13 protein-coding genes are annotated in these 16,419 nt (G+C 65.8%); 11 read left to right on the forward strand and 2 right to left on the reverse strand.

Translation table 11 applies throughout. The features are described from left to right. Nucleotides 1-80: 80 nt before the first annotated feature. The 7 genes from T31B1_RS12135 to moaB all read left to right on the forward strand — a co-directional run bounded on the left by T31B1_RS12135 (nt 81) and on the right by moaB (nt 8,947). Entirely contained in the window at nt 81-1,640 is a 1,560-nt protein-coding gene (locus T31B1_RS12135) for a porin (protein ID WP_353249771.1), read from the forward strand. Further along, on the forward strand, nt 1,640-3,244 hold the full coding sequence (locus T31B1_RS12140; protein WP_353249772.1) for an ABC transporter substrate-binding protein: 1,605 nt from the start codon (nt 1,640-1,642) through the stop codon (nt 3,242-3,244). Before T31B1_RS12135 ends, T31B1_RS12140 begins: the two co-directional genes overlap by 1 nt. Before the next feature lie 3 nt (nt 3,245-3,247). Beyond that, complete coding sequence (locus T31B1_RS12145; protein ID WP_353249773.1) at nt 3,248-4,165, forward strand: ABC transporter permease; 918 nt, start codon at nt 3,248-3,250, stop codon at nt 4,163-4,165. Nucleotides 4,166-4,169: 4 nt separating this feature from the next. Next, entirely contained in the window at nt 4,170-5,099 is a 930-nt protein-coding gene (locus T31B1_RS12150; RefSeq protein ID WP_353249774.1) for an ABC transporter permease, read from the forward strand. Next, entirely contained in the window at nt 5,100-6,980 is a 1,881-nt protein-coding gene (locus T31B1_RS12155) for a dipeptide ABC transporter ATP-binding protein (RefSeq protein WP_353249775.1), read from the forward strand. 28 nt (nt 6,981-7,008) lie between these two features. Beyond that, entirely contained in the window at nt 7,009-8,349 is a 1,341-nt protein-coding gene (locus T31B1_RS12160) for a lyase family protein (protein ID WP_353249776.1), read from the forward strand. Nucleotides 8,350-8,425: 76 nt separating this feature from the next. Further along, nucleotides 8,426-8,947: a molybdenum cofactor biosynthesis protein B gene (gene moaB, locus T31B1_RS12165; protein WP_353249777.1), complete on the forward strand. Its 522-nt coding sequence runs from the start codon at nt 8,426-8,428 to the stop codon at nt 8,945-8,947. A gap of 51 nt (nt 8,948-8,998) precedes the next feature. Here the strand turns inward: moaB and T31B1_RS12170 are convergent, their stop codons facing one another. Further along, a complete protein-coding gene (locus T31B1_RS12170; protein WP_353249778.1) occupies nt 8,999-9,616 on the reverse strand; it encodes a hypothetical protein in 618 nt (205 codons plus the stop codon). Between the two features lie 209 nt (nt 9,617-9,825). Continuing rightward, nucleotides 9,826-10,803, reverse strand: coding sequence for a LysR substrate-binding domain-containing protein (locus tag T31B1_RS12175; protein WP_353249779.1), 978 nt, complete (start codon nt 10,801-10,803; stop codon nt 9,826-9,828). Nucleotides 10,804-10,973: 170 nt separating this feature from the next. Here T31B1_RS12175 and T31B1_RS12180 point away from each other — a divergent pair, with 170 nt between their 5' ends. From T31B1_RS12180 to T31B1_RS12195, 4 genes are all read left to right on the forward strand, one after another. Next, nucleotides 10,974-12,125, forward strand: coding sequence for an acyl-CoA dehydrogenase family protein (locus T31B1_RS12180; RefSeq protein WP_353249780.1), 1,152 nt, complete (start codon nt 10,974-10,976; stop codon nt 12,123-12,125). Then, on the forward strand, nt 12,122-13,186 hold the full coding sequence (locus T31B1_RS12185) for an acyl-CoA dehydrogenase family protein (RefSeq protein WP_353249781.1): 1,065 nt from the start codon (nt 12,122-12,124) through the stop codon (nt 13,184-13,186). Before T31B1_RS12180 ends, T31B1_RS12185 begins: the two co-directional genes overlap by 4 nt. Nucleotides 13,187-13,279: 93 nt before the next feature. Further along, nucleotides 13,280-14,071 carry an SDR family oxidoreductase gene (locus T31B1_RS12190; RefSeq protein WP_353249782.1) on the forward strand — a complete coding sequence of 264 codons (792 nt, stop codon included), beginning with the start codon at nt 13,280-13,282 and terminating at the stop codon, nt 14,069-14,071. A 203-nt stretch (nt 14,072-14,274) separates the two neighbouring features. Further along, complete coding sequence (locus T31B1_RS12195) at nt 14,275-16,365, forward strand: acetate--CoA ligase family protein (RefSeq protein WP_353249783.1); 2,091 nt, start codon at nt 14,275-14,277, stop codon at nt 16,363-16,365. Nucleotides 16,366-16,419 lie beyond the last annotated feature (54 nt).

Here is a 16,419-nt window from a genome sequence, read left to right on the forward strand (position 1 = left end):
CGAGCCGTTCGTCGCGTCGGCCCGCGCCGGCGTGCCGGGTCACCGAAATACAATAGCGCCCACAGGGGCAAGGGGAGAGCATGTCCGAACTTCACCCGATTCGTACACGACGGGCCTGGCCGCTGGCCGCCGCTGCCGTACTCACGCTGGCGCCTGGCGTCTGGGCCGGTGCCCACGCCGCCACCAACGACGAACTGGCCGAACTGGTTCGCCAGCAGTCGGCCATGCTCAAGCAGCAGGCCGCCCAGATCGAGAATCTCCAGCAGCGACTGGACAACGTCGAGCACAGCCAGGATATCGTCGAGCACACGAGCCCGGCACCGGCTGTTGCCGAATCCACGCCGGGCGAGCGCATGCCCCGCACCGCCGCTGCCGATACACCGGCCACCGGCCAGGACGAAGACGAATCGCTGCGCGCATTGCGTAGCCGCGTCGCGTTGCTGGAGGCCGGCAATGCCAGCCAGTCGGGTATCGACTGGTCCGAAGGCGCGCCGGAATTCATCAGCCCGGACGGCGAGCGCAGCTTCCGTCTCGGCGGCCGGCTCATGTTCGATGCCTCGACCACCCATGGGTCGCGGTTCGACGACGTCGACGCCGATCGCAACATCAGCGGCACGGAGGCGCGTCGACTGCGTATCGATGCGTCGGGCCGGCTGGCGCGGTGGCTCGGCTACAAGCTCGAGTACGACCTGGCCAACAACAGTGCCAGCGTGCGCGATGCCTTCCTGTCGACCGGTTTCTCGCTGGGCAGCAACGACGTGAAGCTGTATCTGGGCAACAAGTACGACGACCGCACCCTGGACGGCGCAACCTCATCCAACAAGACCTGGTTCATGGAGCGCAGTCTGGTCAACGAAGCCGTGGCGCCGGATCGCGGCAGCTACGGGCTGGGCGTCAAGGGCAAGATCTACGACGGCGGCCGCAACTGGCACGGATCGTTCGCGATCACCAGCGGTGAGATCGGCCGCGACAACGATACCTCGGACAACGTCACCTATATGTCGCGTGTGCACTGGAACCCGTGGCGTTCCGGAGAGAACATGGTGCACTTGGGAACCTGGGGTTTCTACGAAGACTTCGATCAGACCGACGGCACCGTCTACAAGCGGACCCGGATCGCCGATCACTTCAACGACAACGTGCGCGTGCGCAGCCGTGCGATCCGCGATCCGGACAACAGCACGGCCTACGGTTTCGAGCTGGCCACGTCGCTGGGCTCGTTCGCGGCCGCGGCCGAATACGGAGAGCGAACCGTCGATCAGCGCGAGGACCGGGGCGACGAATCGCTGCGCTACGACGCCTACAGCCTTCAGGCCGGCTATTTCCTGACCGGCGAGCATCACGGCTATTCCCACAAGTCGGGTGTCTGGAAGTTTCCCGAGGTCAAGCGGCCGGTATCGGCCGGTGGTATCGGCGCGTTCGAGGTCGCGGCCCGGTATCAGGCGCTGGATTATTACGATGCGCCGGACTACCCGGGCGGCAACGGCCGCTCGCGCACGCTCGGGCTGAACTGGTATCCCAACGGTTGGTCGCGGCTGATGCTCAACTACACGCTGTGGGATACGAACAATCGCAGCGGCGATTTCCAGGGGCCGGATGACGGCAACACGCTGTCGGCCCGGGCACAGGTCATCTTCTGATGGCTCTCGCGCCCGCCAGGCGCAGCGACGGGGTGCCGGCATGGGCCGGTATCCTGCTCGCCGGCGTGATTGCGGTGGCCGGCCTGACCGGCTGTACCGACGAAACCGCCGGCGACGACGTGCTCGACGTCGCCTTCCAGGAGCAGATCAGCAATCTGGATCGCACGTTCACCACCAAGCGCGAATACATCATCCTGTCGCAGCTGATCGACGATTTTCTGTTCGCGGTCGACCCGGATACCCTCGACTACGAGCCGCTGCTGGCCGAGTCCTACGATTTCATCGACGACACCACCCTGGACGTCACCCTGCGTCCGGGCGTGCACTTTCACGACGGCTCGGTGCTGTCCGCCGACGATGTGGTCTATACCTATCGCTTCGTCATCGATCCGGCCAACGGCGCAAGGGCCCAGCAGCATATCGCCAAGTGGCTGGATTCGGTGGAGAAGACCGGTCCGCGCTCGGTCCGCTTCCATCTGAAATACGCTTATCCGCTGACCCTGCGCGATATGGCCGTGACCGTGCCGATCCGCAAGGCGGGCAGCTATGAACGCGATGGCGTGCTGGACAAGTCGACGCTCGTCACCCGCGAGAACGGTCTGGGGCCGTACAAGGTGGTGCAGTTCGATCCCGGCCGGGAAGTGCGGCTGAAGCGCTTCGACGACTACTACGACGGCTCGCCCAAGGGCCGGCCGGCCATCGAGACCATTCGGATCCATACCGTATCCGACTGGGGCTCTCAGCAGGCCGGTTTGCTCAGCGGGGAGCTGGACTGGCTCTACAACGTGCCCGGCGATATCGCCGAGAACCTTGCGGCGTCGGGGTTCGCCAAGCGCGAGGTCGGCACGTCCATGCGGATCGGTTTCGTCGTGCTCGATGCCAAGGGGATCACCGGTGCCGACAATCCGCTGACCAAGCTCAAGGTCCGGCGCGGAATCAATCATGCGATCAACCGGACCTCGATCGTGGACAACATCGTCCGCGGCGGAGCGCAGGTCGTGGATGCGTCTTGTCACCCGGTGCAATTCGGCTGCGATACCGATGTGCGCCACTACGATTTCGACCCGGATCGGGCACGCGAACTGTTTGCCGAGGCCGGCTACCCGAACGGGTTTCCCATGCAGCTATGGGCCTATCGCAACCCCTACGTGGCAGAAGCCATGGCCCAGGACCTGCGCAACGTCGGCGTCGATGTGGATCTGCGCTATGTCAAGCTGCCGGTACTCAACAAGGCGCGATCCGGCGGACGGATCCAGTCGTATTTCGGCACTTGGGGGGCCGGCGGTACGCCCGATGTCGATGCCACCCTCAGCGTGCTGTGGAATGCCGATACCGACCGCAATTTCAGCGGCGATGCCGAGGTATCCGCGAAAGTCGCCGAGGCGTCCCAGACCCGCGACAAGGCTCTGCGAAAGAGACTCTACAGCCAGGTGCTCAAGCGCATCGCCGACCAGGCCTACTACGTGCCGCTATACGCCTTCCCACAGAACTATGTGCTCTCCAAGCGGCTCGTCTTCCCGGCACCCAAGGACGGCATGCCGCGGTTGTACCGGGCGCACTGGGCGCAGTCGTCGGAGCCGGCCGACGGCGCCGTCACGGAGTAGACCATGCTGCGCTATGCGATGAAACGTTTCGTACTGGCGATTGCGGTGGCGTTCACCGTGTCGGTCGGCGCGTTCCTGGCCCTGCACCTGGCCACCGATCCAGCCCGTGCGATCGCCGGCGAGGACGCCGAGCCCCAGGTGGTCGAACAGATCCGGCTCGAGTATGGCCTGGACCGACCGCTACTGACCCAGTACGGCGACTGGATAACCGGGCTGGCCCAGGGCGATCTCGGCGAAAGCTACTACTGGCACCAGTCGGTGGCCCATCTGATCGTCGAAGCGGCGCCGACCACGCTGCGCCTGGCGGGCTTTGCGCTGTTGATCACGATCGTCGTCGCGATTCCGCTGGGGGCGCTGGCTGCGATCAATGCCAATACCTGGATCGACCGAACCGCGCTGTCGGTCGCGGTCTCGGCCCAGGCCATTCCCAGCTTCTGGCTCGGCCTGGTGATGATCGTGCTGTTCGCCGTCGAACTGCGCTGGTTCCCGGTCTCGGGCGGCGGCAGCTGGGCACACTTCGTGTTGCCGGCGTTCGTGCTGGGCATGCGCTCGGTCCCTGCGGTCATGCGTCTGACGCGTGCCGGACTGATCGAAGTCTATGAATCGGACTATATCCGCACCGCCCGTGCCAAGGGCTTCCGGGGCCGCAAGCTGCTCACGGCCCAGGCGCTGCGCAACGCGTTGCTGCCGGTGGTGAGCGTGCTGGCTGTCCAGCTCGGCCACAAACTCGGCGGCTCGATCATCATCGAATCGGTGTTCGCCATGCGCGGGCTCGGCCGGCTTGCGCTGGACTCGATCCTGGGCGGGGATATTCCCACCGTGCAGATGCTCGTTTTCCTGTTCGCGCTGACCTTCGTGTTTCTGACGTTCCTGTCGGACCTGATCAACGCGTGGATCGATCCGCGCCTGCGGCTGAGGTAGGCCCATGAGTACGACACCCGAGGCATTGACCGAACGCCAGTCCACGCACGACGTCTCCGCCGACGAGGCGCTGGCGCCGCTGACCCCGCGCCAGCTGCTACGCCGGCGGGCCCTGTCGCACTGGGGATTGATGATCGGGGCCGGCCTGATTTTGTGTCTGGTGCTGGCGGCGGTCTTCGGCCCCATGCTCGTGCCCCACGACGCGTATGCCCAGGATCTGGCCGGGCGGCTGGCGCCGCCGGTATGGGCCGGTGGCAGCTGGACGCATCCGTTGGGCACCGATCATGTCGGCCGCGACTATCTGGCCCGGCTGCTGGTCGGTGCGCGTATCTCGCTTACGGTGGGCTTCTTCGCGGCCATCGTCGGCAGCGTCATCGGCGTCGGGCTGGGCATCTGTGCCGGCTATTTCGGCGGCCGGGTCGATCAGGTGGTGTCCTATCTGCTGACCTGTCAGCTGGCTCTGCCACAGATCCTGCTGGCCATGGCGCTGGTGTTCCTGATCGGCCCATCGATGATCGTGGTCATCGGCGTGATCGGGGTTCTGCACTGGAGCTACTACCTGGTCGTGTCGCGTTCGGCGGCCATGCGTATCCGTGAACTGGATTACGTGGCCTCGGCACGGGCGATCGGCAGCTCCACCTCTTCGATCCTGTGGCACGAAGTACTGCCGAACCTTCGCAGCCAGGTGATCGTGATCTTCACCATCGAGATGGGCACGGCGATTCTGTCCGAGGCGGCCCTGTCGTTTCTCGGGGTGGGCATCCAGTCGCCCACGCCGTCCTGGGGGCTGATGATCGCTGAAGGCCGTCAGTCCATGTTCTTCGATCCGTGGCTGACCATCCTGCCGGGGATCGGTCTGTTCGTGCTGGTCATGGGTGTGAACCTGTTCGGCGACGGATTGCGCGACGTCCTGTCGCCGGAGGGCAAGAACTAGATGTCTGATCTGACCCCTTTGTTGTCCGTCGATCGCCTGTCGGTCGAACTGTCGCTGCCCCAGGGCGGGGTGGTGCGGCCGGTACGCGATGTGAGTTTCGAACTGGCCCGCGGCCAGGCGCTGGGCATCGTCGGCGAGTCCGGCTCCGGCAAGTCGATGGCCATGCTTGCCCTGATGGGCCTGTTGCCGCACAACGCCCAGCGCAGCGCGACCCGGCTGACCCTGGGCGAGACCGATCTGCTGGCATTGCCCGATGCACAGTTCGCGCGTCAGGTTGCCGGCAAGCGTATCGGCATGATCTTTCAGGAGCCGATGACCTCGTTGAATCCGGTCTATTCGATCGGACGACAGCTGACCGAAACCATGACCCTGCACGGGCAGGCCACGGCCCGGGTCGCACGGGGCCGCGCCCTGGAATTGCTGGAGCGAGTGGGCGTGCCCGAACCCGAGCTGCGGCTGCGCCAGTACCCGCACCAGCTCTCCGGCGGGCTGCGCCAGCGGGTGATGATCGCCATGGCGCTGATGAATTCGCCCGAGCTGATCATCGCCGACGAACCGACCACTGCGCTGGATGTGACCATCAAGGCACAGATACTCGACCTGCTCGCCGAGCTGCGTAAAGAGCTCGGTACGGCGATGATTCTGGTCAGCCACGATATCGCCGCGGTATCGCGCGCGGTCGACCGCGTGGGGGTGATGTATGCGGGGACGTTCGTCGAGCAGGGCCCGCTCGACGCCGTGCTGGGCGCACCGCTGCACCCCTATACGCAAGGGCTGTTGCGCTGCGCACCGCGAGCGCTCGCTCCCAGAGGCGGCGGCCGGCTCGGTTCCATCGCCGGCAGCGTGCCCCGGCCGTTCGCACGGCTTTCTCGCTGTGGCTTTGTCGATCGCTGCCCGCTGGCACACGACGCCTGTCGCGACGGCGAGCCGGGCATGAGCGCGGCCGACGACCAGCGTTATCGCTGTGTGCTCGGCGCCGATCGGCTGCGCGACTTCGATTGGGCGGACACCACGGCCGCTGCTGCGTCAGACGGGTCGGCCGAGGATGCCTCGAGGCATCCGGCCGCCAACGACATGCCGGTGCTGTCGCTGGAATCGGTCAGCTGTGAATTCATCACGCGTCGCGGCGTGTTCGGCCGGGCGCATCGCTTGCGCGCGGTCGACGATGCCACTCTGGGTTTGCATCGCGGCGAGATTCTCGCGGTGGTCGGCGAGTCGGGCTCCGGCAAGACGACCATGGCGCGCATGCTGCTCGGACTGCAGAACCCGACGGATGGCATCGTGCGCTTCGAGGGTCGACCACTGGCCGATACCGGCGCCCGCGAACGCGCCCGCCGTATCCAGCCGGTGTTCCAGGATCCGTATTCGTCACTCAATCCGTTGCGCACGGTGGCCGATGCCATTGGCCGGCCGCTGGTGGTACACGGCATCGGCGACGCACGCACACGACGCGAACGCGTGCGTGAGGTGATGGATCTGGTGGGACTCGATGCGCGTTTTCACGACAGCTATCCGGGCCAGATGTCCGGCGGGCAGCGCCAGCGCGTGGCCGTGGCGCGCGCGTTGGCACTGGAGCCGGAGGTGCTGGTATGCGACGAGCCGACCTCGGCGCTGGATATCTCCGTACAGGCACAGATTCTCAATCTGCTGCTGGACCTGCAGGCACGGCTGAACCTGACCTATTTCATCATCACCCACGACCTGGCTGTGGTGCGTTACATGGCCAGTCGCGTGGCGGTGATGCAGCGCGGGCGCATCGTCGAGCGCGGGCCGACCGAGCGTGTCTACACCGCGCCGGAGCATGCCTATACGCGCGAGCTGCTCGCCTCCATGACGGATGCGCCGGGCGACCGTTCGGCCGCTGGCGCGGCGCCGGCATGAATCCTTCGAAAGCAGAGTACTTATATCCATGATCGATCCGTCAAGTGCCGAGGCCGTGCGAGGCTTGTTCAGCACGACTGCCCGCCACCAGTCCTGGCTAGATGTCGAGGCCGCGCTGGCGCTGGCCGAGGCCGAGCTGAACATGATTCCGGCTGCCGCGGCACAGGAGATCGCCCGACACGCCCGGCTCGAAGCCATCGACTGCCAGGCATTCAGTGATCTGGCCGCGCGCAATCGTGCGCCGGTGCTCGCGCTGGTCGAGACGCTGGCGGCCGCCTGTTCTGCCGAGGCCGGCGCCTATGTGCACTGGGGTGGCACGACTCAGAACATCATCCAGACCGCGCGCATCGTGCAGATGAAAAAAGCACATGGCGCGCTGCTTGGCCGGCTGGGCTCGGTGTTCGACAAGCTGGCGACCATGGCCGATACCAGTGCTCAGATGATCGTGGCCGGCCGCTCGAACCGCCGCCAGGGGTTGCCCATCACCTTCGGTTTCAAGGTGGCGGCCTGGATCGACGAGCTGCTGCGCCACGAGCAGCGCCTGACCGGAGCCGAACCGCGGGTGTTCATGTCGCAGTTCGGCGGTGCGCTCGGCGCCATGCATGCGTTCGGCGAAAAGGGCCCGGCGTTGAACACGGCAGTCTCCGCACGGCTCGGCCTGTACCCCGCCGCGGTGCCGGTGCGTTCGGCACTGGATCATATCGCCGAGTACATGCAGCTGCTCGCGCTGCTGGGCAGCACCTGCGCCAAGATCGCCGGCGAGTTCTATACGCTGATGACCGATGAAATCGGCGAGGTGATCGAGGAACTCGAAGGCGCGGTGGGCAGTAGCACTATGCCCCAGAAGGTCAACTCCAAGATCGCGGTCAAGGTGATCGCCCACGCCACCCGTCTGCGGGGTTATGCCACCAGTACGCTGGACGCCATGCAGCCGTCCCACGAAGGCGATGCGGCTTCGAACATGGTCATGTACAGCGCGATCGACGAGGCGGTGCCACTGTCTTACGAACTGTTGTGTCTGTTCGACGAACTGCTGGCCAGTATCCGTCTCATACCCGAGCACATGCGTCGCAACCTCGAGGCCTCGGACGGACTGATCGTTGCGGAAAAGGCGATGATGCTGCTGGCCACGCACGTCGGGCGCTCGCAGGCACATCACATGGTTCAGGACAGCGTGGCCGACGCACGCGCCCGCGGCGGCGGCCTGGCAGACGCGCTGGCCGCCCATCGGGATCTGCCTGAGGCGATCGATTCCGGCCGACTGATCGCCGAACTGCGCCCGGAAGCCTACACCGGCCAGAGCGTGCCCATGGCGCGCGCAGCGATCGGCCGGGCGCGTGCAGCGGCCGAGCGGTTGCGGTCGGGCTGAGATCTGACGGCTCCGCGCTCGCCGCCAGACTGTGGCATCGTGGGCGGCTTAGCCGTTCACCCTGCGAGCATACGCCATGGGCCATTCAACCGAGTTCGTGCCGCTGCATGTCGCAGTGCTCACCGTTTCGGATACCCGCGACGAGGCCACCGATAAATCCGGTCGTTTGCTGGCCGATCGTGTCGAATCCGCCGGCCATGTGCTGCATGCGAAGACGATCTGCCGCGACGATGTCTACGAACTGCGTGCGCGCGTGTCGCGCTGGATTGCCGACGACCGGCCGGACGTGGTGATCACCACCGGCGGTACCGGTCTGACCGGGCGCGATGTCACCCCGCAGGCGCTAGAGATTCTCTTCGATCGGCGGATCGACGGGTTCGGCGAGATGTTCCGGGTGCTGTCCTACGACACGATCGGCACTTCGACGTTGCAGTCACGTGCGATTGCCGGTGTGGCCAAGGCCACGTTCATCTTCTGTCTGCCGGGCTCGTCCGGTGCCTGTGCCGATGGCTGGGACAAACTGATCGCCGCCCAGATCGATGCCCGGACCCAGCCCTGCAATCTGCACGAGCTGCTGCCGAGACTGACCGAACGTTGAGACCCCGTGCCGTCGGCGCGTGCGGCCGGCGGCACGAGTCCATAGCGAACTTCAGCTGCGTGCGCGGCGGCGCATGCCCCAGCCGATGAACACCAGCGCGATGGCGAACAGCGCCAGCGGGGCCGGTTCGGCCACGTCGGTCGGCGGATCGATGCTCGGCGGCACGCGCAGATCGGTATCGAGCTGGCCCCAGATCAGGCCACTCAGCCAGGGATTGCAGAAATCCTTGACCAGAGCGATGAAGCCAGTCTGGCTGCTGGTGAGACCGACCGTGCAGTTCTCGCAGTTCGGCATGCTCACGAACAGTGAGCCCAGCTCGAACGAACTCAGCGCACTGCCATCGTCGGCGATGCGCCCGCTGAACAGGCTGGTGGACAGTGCGGACTGGGTGAAATCGACCGAGCCGATCGACAATCCCCAGCCCAGCAGATCGCTGTTATCGAAGCGGGCGCCGGGCTGAGCGGCCGCGTCGTCGATCTCCAGATAGCCGGTCAATGCATCGCCGGCATGGAACGGTGCCGGCATCGAGCCGAACAGTGTGCTGCCGCCCTTGATCGAGCCCGAGAAATCGATGAACGCGGCCTGGGCTGTCAGCGGTGCGATGGCCAGCAACACGATCACTACGGTGGTGCGGCGAGCCAGTCGTTTGAAATTGAACGTCTTCTTCATGATTGGAATGTGCCTGAAAGTAGTCCCCGATCCATCGGAAAGCATGGAACATGCCAATCGTTTTAAGTCTTTAACGTCAATGCGTTGAGAATTTCATACGTCGCGGGTGACCTGATTTGTCAGGAAAATCGACACCGGAGCCGCGATGACGCGCGACAAACGCGTGCCGCTGTAAGCACCACCGACGTCTGCCCGCCGACACAAGCGTCCTAATGGCCGGTGTGCGCGGCCGCCAGAACGATCGGCTGTTCGGTGTCGGCGGTGGACGGCGTGAAGCGCATGCCGAAGCCTTCGACGGTATCGCGGGCCTCGCGTTCGATCCAGTCGCACACCAGCGCGACATGGCTGTCGGCCAGGCGCTTGTGCGTGGTACTCATCCAGATGTCGGCCGCCCGTCGCAGCGCGGTGTCGAACGGCATGACCAACCGCCCGCTGGCCAGTTCGTTTTCGATCAGCAGCCTCTGTGCGATGGCCACGCCCAGCCCCTGGGAGGCTGCCTGATTGGCCAGTCCCGATTCCCGGAAGGTGATCTCCTGACGTGGAGACAGCGACTCCGCGCCGGCGACTTTCAGCCAGTTCGGCCAGTCCAGGCGCCGATACCGCGATCGCAGCAGCGTGTGGTGGACCAGGTTGTCTATCGGGGGCAGCGGATGACGTGAGCTGCGCGCCAGCGTCGGGCTGCAGGCCGGCACGACGATATCCGGCAGGATGGCGCGGCTGAAATGATCGTCGCGCGGTTCGTTGCCGTATTTGATCGTGATGTCGGCATGGGCGTCTTCGAACTCCTGCGGCTTGGCCGCCGACATCAGGTTGAGATCGATCTCGGGATGGGCGTCGCGAAAACGGCCGAGCCTCGGGATCAGCCAGTGCATCAGAAAGCCCTGATAAGTGCACAGGCTCACCACGGTCGCACCGTTGCGCGGAATCAGGCGCGCGCCTTCGTCGAGCATGTCCAGAGCGGCGGTGATCGAGGGCAGCAGGGCAGCGCCGTCGTGGGTCAACTCGATGACGTTGGCGTGCCGGATGAACAACGGTTTTCCGAAATACTCCTCCAGGACAAGCACTTGACGGCTCACTGCGGCCGGCGTGACGTGCAGCTCTGCTGCCGCTCGCGCGAAACTGCCACAGCGCGCCGCGGCTTCGAAATTACGCAACGGGTTCAGGGGCGGCAGGCGTCGTCTGGGCATGAACGCAGCATAACAAAAAGTTTGTCTAGGCTTATTTATTGCCGCTTTCAGGCGCTTCGACGCGATGGTTATAGTCGATCGGCAGGCCACACCAACGACGAACATAACGCTCGGGTGGCTGCAGCTTGGGCCGGTCCCCGGTTCGAGAGGCATGAGGAGAGGTTCTAAAGATGCATTCGTTTCGATTCGATCCGGTCGAGTTGCCGGCATCGGCTCTATCCTTTCGCGACGACGCACGTGCGTTTCTGGCCGACGAGATCGCCCAGGATCGGTTCACGCCACATCGCAATTCCTGGAATACGTTCGACCCGGACTTCAGCCGTCGTTCGGGCGCGGCCGGTTTCATCGGCATGCATTGGCCCAAACGCTATGGCGGCCGCGAGGCCAGTGCTCTCGATCGTTTCGTGGTGATCGAGGAGATGCTCGCCGCGGGTGCGCCGCTGGGCGCCCACTGGGTCGCCGACCGCCAGAGCGGCAACAACATTCTGGCCAACGGATCGCAGGCCGCCCGCGACGATATCCTGCCGCGTATCGCTGCCGGCGAGTGCTATTTCGCGATCGGCATGAGCGAGCCGAACTCCGGCTCCGACCTGGCCTCGGTCGGCATGCGCGCCACGCGCGGCGACGGCGGCTGGATCCTCAACGGCACCAAGATCTGGACCAGCAGCGCCCACCGCGCCCATTACCTGATTGCCCTGGCCCGCAGCGCGCCGCTGGGCGACGACCGACACGCTGGCCTGACCCAGTTCATCGTCGATCTGGGCGAAGGCAAGGGTGTAACCACGCGCCCGATCTACAACCTCTACGGCGGCCATGATTTCAACGAAGTGTTCTTCGACGATGTGTTCGTGGCCGACGACATGCTCATCGGCGACGAAGGCGGCGGTTGGCAGATGGTCACCGGTGAACTGGCCTTCGAACGAAGCGGTCCGGACCGGATTCTGAGCACGTTCCAGCTGCTGCGCCAGTTGATCGAGAAGATCGCGCAGCACGCCGACGAGCGTCGCCAGATTGCGGTGGGCCGGCTGATCTCGCATCTCGTGTCGCTGCGCCAGATGTCGCTGTCGGTCGCCGGAATGCTCGAGAAAGGCGAATCGCCCGAGCTCGAGGCGGCCGCGGTCAAGGATGTCGGCACCGCCTTTGAGCAGGAGATTCCCGAGATCGCCCGTCTGTTGGTCGATATCGAGCCGTCGGCCGACAGCAACGACCCGTATATCGAATCGCTGGCGCTTGGTGTGTTATCGGCGCCTAGTTTTTCCATTCGCGGCGGAACGCGCGAGATCCTGCGAGGCATTATCGCGAAAGGGCTGGGGCTACGATGAACGACGATATTCGCGACATGGTGCTCGATACGGCCGCCCGGCTGTTCTCCGATCGGGTCGACCGTGATCTATGGCAGGCCAGCGAAGCCGGCGGCTTTTCCGAGGATGCATGGTCGGCGGTCACCGATATGGGGCTGGCCAGCATGCTGCTGTCCGAAGCACAGGGCGGCACCGGGCTCGATGCGGCTGACGGGCTGGCCCTGGCCGAGCTTGCCGGCTATCACGCCCTGCCGCTGCCGCTGGCGGAGTCGTTCGTGGGGCTGATGTTGTTGGCAGGCGCCCGCGATCTCGAAGGCGATGAAGTCGTTGCGCTGGCCGGCGCACATAATCTCGACGACGTGACGCTGGACCGGCGCAACGACGGCTGGGTTTGCCGCGGACGGCTGCACCGCGTCGCCTGGGGGCGGCACGCGCGTTACGTGCTGCTCGATCTGCCGGGCGACGACGGCATGACCCGACGGGTCACCATTGCCGCGGACCGGGTGTCCTGGCAGCAGGGCACCAGCCTGGCCGGCGAGGCGCGCGACAGCGCCGAACTGGATGCGCTGGCGATCCTGGACGACGATGTCCGCCAACTCCCTGCATCCCACCTTGGAATCACGGAATGGGGCGCGCTGATACGTTCGTTGCAGATGGCGGGTGCCATGCGGCGCGCGCTCGAGCTGTCCGTCGAGCATGCCAACGAACGCAAACAGTTCGGTCGGCCGATCGCCAAGTTCCAGGCGATCCAGCAGCAGCTCGCCGCGATGGCCGGACAGGTAGCGACCGCCGGCGCGGCGGCCGCTGCCGCCAGTCGTGCGGTCGACGGCGACAATGCCGCCTTCATGATCTCGGTGGCCAAGGCGAGGGTTAGCGAAGCGGCCTGTGCAACGACGGCCATCGCCCATCAGGTGCATGCCGCCATGGGCTTCACGCGCGAACACACGCTGCACTACTACACCCGTCGTCTGTGGTCCTGGCGCGACGAATTCGGCGCCGAACCCTATTGGCAGAAGCAGGTGGGCGAGCGTGCCTGCGAGGCCGGCCGTGATGGTCTGTGGCCGTTTCTGAGCGCGCTCTGATTTCATGAATACGTGCGTGCGGTTGTCGTCATCAGCCCTGTCGGCTGCGACGTCTGCCGTGGCGATCGATCGCCATTTCGAACGGAGCCCGCGATGACGACCATGCTTGCCAAGGACACGTTCGCCGGACGGGTCGCCCTGGTGACCGGCGGCGGCAGCGGTATCGGCTATGAGATCGCCCGTACGCTCGGACGGCTGGGTGCCAGTGTCGTCATCGGCAGCCGGCGTCGGGACGTCATCGAGCAGGCCGCGGATGAGCTGCGCGCCGACGGCTCCGAGGCGCTGGCCGTGCCGCTTGACGTACGCGAACCCGACCAGGTCGAGGCCTTCATGAACGCCGCCGAGACGGAGTACGGACGGCTCGACATGCTCGTCAATGCCGCGGCCGGCAACTTCCGGGTCAAGGCCGAGGACATGTCGGTCAATGCCTGGCGCGCGGTCGTCTCGATCGTGCTCGATGGCACATGGTTCTGCACACAGGCGGCCGGACGCCGGATGATTGCCGCCGGCGGCGGTTCGATTCTCAACGTCGGCACGGTGGGGGCGTTTCATGGCGGGCCGCTGGCGGTCCACTCGGCCAGCGCCAAGGCCGGCGTGCTGGCGATGACCCGGACGCTGGCCGTCGAGTGGGGCGCCCATAACGTGCGCGTGAACGTGGTCACGCCCGGTTCGACCAACGATACCGGGGCCGTGACTCAGCTGTTTCCGACGGACGCCGATCGCAAGCGCATCCTGCGCAACGTGCCGCGTGGACGGTTCGCCGAACGGATCGAGATCGCCAACGCCGCCGCATATCTGCTCAGCGACTATGCCGATTTCATTACTGGCGAGAATCTGGTGATCGACGGGGGCCGCTGGCTCGGGCGCGGGCATCTGGAGAATTGAGCGTCCGTGGCGGCCGATAGCGCAGCCGTATGCGTGATTTTTCGCAGAACATCCAAGGATCGAGGTTTTCTATGCATCAGGCCGGGCGAGACAGTGGCATCGACAGCAGACGCCGTGCGACACAGGCGCCACGCAACGACGACGCCCAAGCAAACGAGCGTGACCTGATGGCCGCTGACGCGCCGCGACGCCCCCTCGAGCGCATGTTCAGACCGCGTGCGGTGGCACTGGTCGGGGCGTCCGGGCGTGCCGACAGCGCCATGGCACGGCCGCTTCGCTATCTGCAGGAACACGGATTCACGGGTGAGATCTATCCGGTCAATCCAAACTACGACGAGCTGGGCGGACGGCGCTGCTACCCGACGTTGACCAGCGTGCCCACGCCGGTCGACCTGGTGCTGGTGATGGTGCCGGCAGCGCATGCTGCACAGACCGTCCGCGATGCGGGCGCGGTCGGCGCCGTGGCCGCGATCGTGTTCGCCTCCGGTTTTGCCGAGGTCGGCGCCGAAGGCGCGACGCATCAGGCCGAACTGGTCAAGGCCGGCCGTGAGGCCGGCGTACGCGTGCTCGGCCCGAACTGCCAGGGCGTGCTGTACACCCCGATCGGGTTGTCGGCGACTTTCACCGCAGCAGCTGACCGGCCATTGAATTTCCACGGCAGCGGCGGCGCCTATGTCGGCCAGAGCGGCGCGGTCGGCGGCTCGATTCTCGACCTGTCGATGGAGATGGGCCTGGGGCTGACGGCCTGGGTGAGCACCGGCAACCAGGCCGATCTGAACCTGTACGAGATCGCCGAAGAGCTGCTGGAAGAGCCTGACGTCCGCTTTCTGATGCTCTATGTCGAGGCTGTGGCCGACGGCCAGACCTACGCCCGCCTGGCCCGCAAGGCCCGGTCGCTGTCCAAGCCGATCGTATTACTGCAGTGCGGGCGCTCCGAGGCGGGCCGACGGGCTGCCGCCTCGCACACCGGCGCCATGCTCAGCGAAAACATCGCCTTTACGCTGGTATCCCGCCAGTACGGGGTCAATCTTGTCAACGATATCAGCGAGCTGTTGTCGGTGGCCGCCGTGCTCGCTGCCATGCCCAGGGCCTCGGGCCGTCGCATGGGCGTGGTCACCAGTTCCGGCGGTGCCGGCAGTCTGGCCGCCGACCAGGGCGAGAAATACGACATAGGCTTGCCGGAACTCGATGCTGCGACACAGACCGCGCTGGCGCCGATGATCCCTGCCTTCGGGGCGCTGGCCAACCCCGTGGACGTCACCGCCCAGCTGTTCAATCAGGGCGCCGATGCGTTCGGCCGTGTCTGCCAGCTGGTGGCTGATGACCCCAATATCGATGTGGTCGCGGTACTGCTGACCATGGTCACCGGCCGTGCCGCCGCGGAACTCGCCCGTGACATCGTGCATACCGCGCAATCGCTGTCCAAGCCGCTGCTCGTGGCCTGGATGGCCGGCCACGAGCTGACCGCCGAGGCGCGCGAGATCCTCAAGGCCGCCGGGATGCCGGTGTTCCATTCGGTCGGTGAGCTGACACGCACGGCAAGCCTGATCATGCCCGCGATGACCCCGCAGTCGATGCCGGAATCGTTGAAGCCGGCCGCCGAGATCACTGCGGCACAGATCGAGTCCTGGCTGGCCGCCAACGACGACACCGGCATGGCGCTGCTCGATACGATCGGTATTTCACGGCCCCGGTCGTGCGTGGTGCACGACGCTGCCCAGGCCGCAGACGCCGTCGCCGGCCTGCGCGGGGGCGCGGCGATGAAGCTGCAGGCACATACCCTGGCGCACAAGTCGGACGTGGGCGGCGTACGTCTGGACGTGGATGCCAATGACGCCGCGCGCGTCTACGACGAACTCGTCGCGAGTGCGAAGACCCACGGCGTGACCGACGTGGACGGCGTGCTGGTCCAGCCGATGGTCCCGTCGGGTGTGGAGTTGATTCTGGCGACCACCGCCGGGCGCGACGGCTATCCGCCGGTGGTGACCGTCGGCCTGGGCGGGGTGACCACCGAGATCTACCGCGACGTTGCCTCGGGTCTGGCGCCGCTGTCGCCGGGCGAGGCCTACGACATGTTACGCAGCCTGCGCGCCTGGCCACTGTTGGCCGGTTTTCGCGGCGCGGCGGCCTGCGACGTGGCCGCCGTGGTCGATGCCATGGTGCGGCTGAGTCAGGCCGCGGCGCTGGCCGGCGCGCGTCTGGGCGAATTCGAGATCAATCCGATCATCGTCGCGGCCGAGGGCCGGGGGGCGATGGCGGTCGATGTACTGATGCGAATCGATGGTCAGGCCTAGCGAGAACGGCTTGGCGGTCGAGCAGGCCCGATCGGGCCAACCCTGTCGAAGACA

The sequence above is a fragment of the Salinisphaera sp. T31B1 genome, assembly GCF_040361275.1.
GTDB lineage: Bacteria > Pseudomonadota > Gammaproteobacteria > Nevskiales > Salinisphaeraceae > Salinisphaera.

Excerpts from the sequence above, each read along its gene's own strand:
- T31B1_RS12140 (WP_353249772.1), top strand. The coding sequence starts at position 1,640 with ATGGCTCTCGCGCCCGCCAGGCGCAGCGACGGGGTGCCGGCATGGGCC.
- T31B1_RS12160 (WP_353249776.1), top strand. The coding sequence starts at position 7,009 with ATGATCGATCCGTCAAGTGCCGAGGCCGTGCGAGGCTTGTTCAGCACG.
- T31B1_RS12150 (WP_353249774.1), top strand. The coding sequence starts at position 4,170 with ATGAGTACGACACCCGAGGCATTGACCGAACGCCAGTCCACGCACGAC.
- T31B1_RS12185 (WP_353249781.1), top strand. The coding sequence starts at position 12,122 with ATGAACGACGATATTCGCGACATGGTGCTCGATACGGCCGCCCGGCTG.
- moaB (WP_353249777.1), top strand. The coding sequence starts at position 8,426 with ATGGGCCATTCAACCGAGTTCGTGCCGCTGCATGTCGCAGTGCTCACC.
- T31B1_RS12155 (WP_353249775.1), top strand. The coding sequence starts at position 5,100 with ATGTCTGATCTGACCCCTTTGTTGTCCGTCGATCGCCTGTCGGTCGAA.
- T31B1_RS12175 (WP_353249779.1), bottom strand. The coding sequence starts at position 10,803 with ATGCCCAGACGACGCCTGCCGCCCCTGAACCCGTTGCGTAATTTCGAA.
- T31B1_RS12135 (WP_353249771.1), top strand. The coding sequence starts at position 81 with ATGTCCGAACTTCACCCGATTCGTACACGACGGGCCTGGCCGCTGGCC.
- T31B1_RS12180 (WP_353249780.1), top strand. The coding sequence starts at position 10,974 with ATGCATTCGTTTCGATTCGATCCGGTCGAGTTGCCGGCATCGGCTCTA.
- T31B1_RS12195 (WP_353249783.1), top strand. The coding sequence starts at position 14,275 with ATGTTCAGACCGCGTGCGGTGGCACTGGTCGGGGCGTCCGGGCGTGCC.
- T31B1_RS12145 (WP_353249773.1), top strand. The coding sequence starts at position 3,248 with ATGCTGCGCTATGCGATGAAACGTTTCGTACTGGCGATTGCGGTGGCG.
- T31B1_RS12190 (WP_353249782.1), top strand. The coding sequence starts at position 13,280 with ATGACGACCATGCTTGCCAAGGACACGTTCGCCGGACGGGTCGCCCTG.
- T31B1_RS12170 (WP_353249778.1), bottom strand. The coding sequence starts at position 9,616 with ATGAAGAAGACGTTCAATTTCAAACGACTGGCTCGCCGCACCACCGTA.